Annotated in this window: 3 protein-coding genes; 1 reads left to right on the forward strand and 2 read right to left on the reverse strand. The window is 44.1% G+C overall.

Going from position 1 to position 2249, the window contains the following annotated elements:
* Positions 1-175 precede the first annotated feature (175 nt).
* Together A3766_RS00425 and A3766_RS00430 are read right to left on the reverse strand one after the other, a co-directional pair.
* The gene (locus tag A3766_RS00425; RefSeq protein ID WP_068510945.1) at positions 176-595 is read right to left on the reverse strand and encodes a hypothetical protein; all 420 of its coding nucleotides are present in this window, start codon (positions 593-595) and stop codon (positions 176-178) included.
* 51 nt (positions 596-646) lie between these two features.
* On the reverse strand, positions 647-1573 hold the full coding sequence (locus A3766_RS00430) for a triacylglycerol lipase (RefSeq protein ID WP_068510948.1): 927 nt from the start codon (positions 1571-1573) through the stop codon (positions 647-649).
* A gap of 329 nt (positions 1574-1902) precedes the next feature.
* Between A3766_RS00430 and A3766_RS00435 the strand changes: the two genes are divergently transcribed.
* A partial coding sequence (locus A3766_RS00435) for a hypothetical protein (RefSeq protein ID WP_156508570.1) occupies positions 1903-2249 on the forward strand: 347 nt, incomplete at its 3' end.

Raw genomic sequence — 2249 nt, forward strand, 5'->3', positions numbered from 1 at the left:
CCAGAGAGCAGTCCAGCCAGCATCGCGCAGACAATCATAGGTAAAAAGTGTCTAAAAGCAGACATAAAACGCATAGGCATGTAACTCACCTTAAATTTATTATGTAAGTGGTGGAAAAAGCTTGGGTTATTTTTATGATAGCACTACTTATGGTAATAGAAAGGCAAAGTAAAAACTATGCATTAGGTCTAGCTTGTGCAAGGTCATCCGGGGTAAGCAATTTAGCCGCACGATGGACAAGCTTGCCGCCACCTCTTAGTGAACGATAGACGATATCCAGAATATCTCGGTGCACGGCTTCAATAGGTTTGGCTATTTGACTCACTACGGGTAATTTTTGCATCACATAAAAGGGCTCTTCAGCAATTGAGTAATGAACCGTCTCAACTGTTTCTACCGTTTTATCGTAAGCGCTCGCCATCAAATCGATAGTGCCTGCTAATAAAGCTTGATTGGACACATCTTGCTGCCCAGCTTCGGGGATATAGGGTTTACGTATTACCTGATAGTTGATTAAATCGAGCGCTTTCCCCGCATGACGTGTACGCAATCTTCGCTCATCTTCATCAACCCAGCATGCTATCTGCTGGTACACGCGGTCAGAGTGCGCCAATGGAATATGTGGCAGGCCTTCAAAGTGAGCGTTTTAGCTATGTGTTGGCGCAGAGCCCGGGTTAGCACTACCCTGTCTGACCAAGCTACCCCCCATCACTCTGCTAATAAAGCTATCTTCATTCTTTCCAACACTACCACTAATAAAGTAATGACGAGCCTGATCATAGAAACTCGCACATGACGACTCAATGTCTTCAGATGGAGCAAAAAACTTCAAGCCATGCTTTAAATCTTGAATACCTTCACTCCGCCGATCAATCCAATCAGCCCAATGGCTAATGTAATCCCGAGGAAAGTGTCGAACGATTTCACCGCTAAAGTGGCCAAACTTTTCAAGCGGTGAGCCTTCGTGCGGTGTACCCAAGTACATACATTTACTTAAGTTCGAGAGCCAAGGCATATCAGTTTGGATGGCACAATATTGAGCATGTCGAAGTAAGAGTCCGCCCATACTGAAACCGACAAGCATCAGTTCATCAATATTAATCGGGTAGGCTTCGTGCAATTGAGTCAGTTGCTTTGCCAGAAGACGACCATTTTTTTCTAAAGAAAGTCCGGTATTGTAGCGAAGATAGAACGGTGTATAACCAAAATCTTCCTGCAACTTTGTACCATAGTTTTCCCTGACATCGCCGCCTTTATAGTCGAAACAGCTATCAATATAATGATCGACGAGAGATTCCCCTTCACTGGGAGCCTTTAGGTGGTAATCCCAAACCGTTTCCAGGTTTGTTAGCCCATGAACAAATACAACCACCTTATTACTTAACGGCGCATCCAGCTGATGAACGAGGTGTTCATTTAAGACCAAGCGTTTGTAGTGGTAATAAAAGCCCATCTGGATAGCCAAAGGGTTACATTCTTTTTCAAGGTAGTCACCTATCACTCCATTGAGGATGGAGCGCCCTAGACGCCCCCAATGTTTATGGGTCTCTTGACCTTCAACAGTATGACTCATACATGATCTCCGTAAGTGAAGATCTTCAGATTAGCATGTTTTCTGGAATATGAGACATGATCCAACTCAATCAATGAAGGCTATTCAAATGTCATCCCTCTTAAACACGAACTTAGCCAAGTAAGTACCGCTGTGACGAAGCCCTATAAATTCAGTGCGATAAGATCACAGAATCACCACGTACTTCTACTTATTAAGAAGTCTTGTCACAAAAACAAAGTGTCAAGACCGATTTGTTGCTTAAAATTCCCTATGATGCTCACTTATAAACGCACTAGATAAAAGACAAACGCTTTAACAGCATTGATAGATAAGTTTCGGAATAAAACGTGTATAGCAGTTCTATAAAAAAAGCGCCCCTTGACAGCTCAGTGCTCACCTTAAAGCTCTACGACAGTGCATCTAAAGGCCCCGAAGGCTTGGCACAAGAACTTTGCGACATCTTCGGCAGCGCTTCAATTGACCTTAGTGAACGCCTAATCCCTTGGCAAAGCTCGTTATTGAGCGAGACTGAGCTAAGCGACATTCGCAAGGAAGCACCGGCCGGTAGCTCTAGTTCTTATTATATTTTTGTTCACAAACACGTACTTTATCCGTGTATTCCTTTCGACCATCGCGCCGAGTTGGTCGCTAGCATTGCTTTTGATCGCCGCGCAGAAGCCCAGCTCCCCCTATC

The organism is Oleiphilus sp. HI0132 (assembly GCF_001635845.1).

What these genes read in the sequence shown, in the direction of transcription:
- A3766_RS00430 (WP_068510948.1), bottom strand. Translation starts at nt 1,573, where the DNA reads ATGAGTCATACTGTTGAAGGTCAAGAGACCCATAAACATTGGGGGCGT.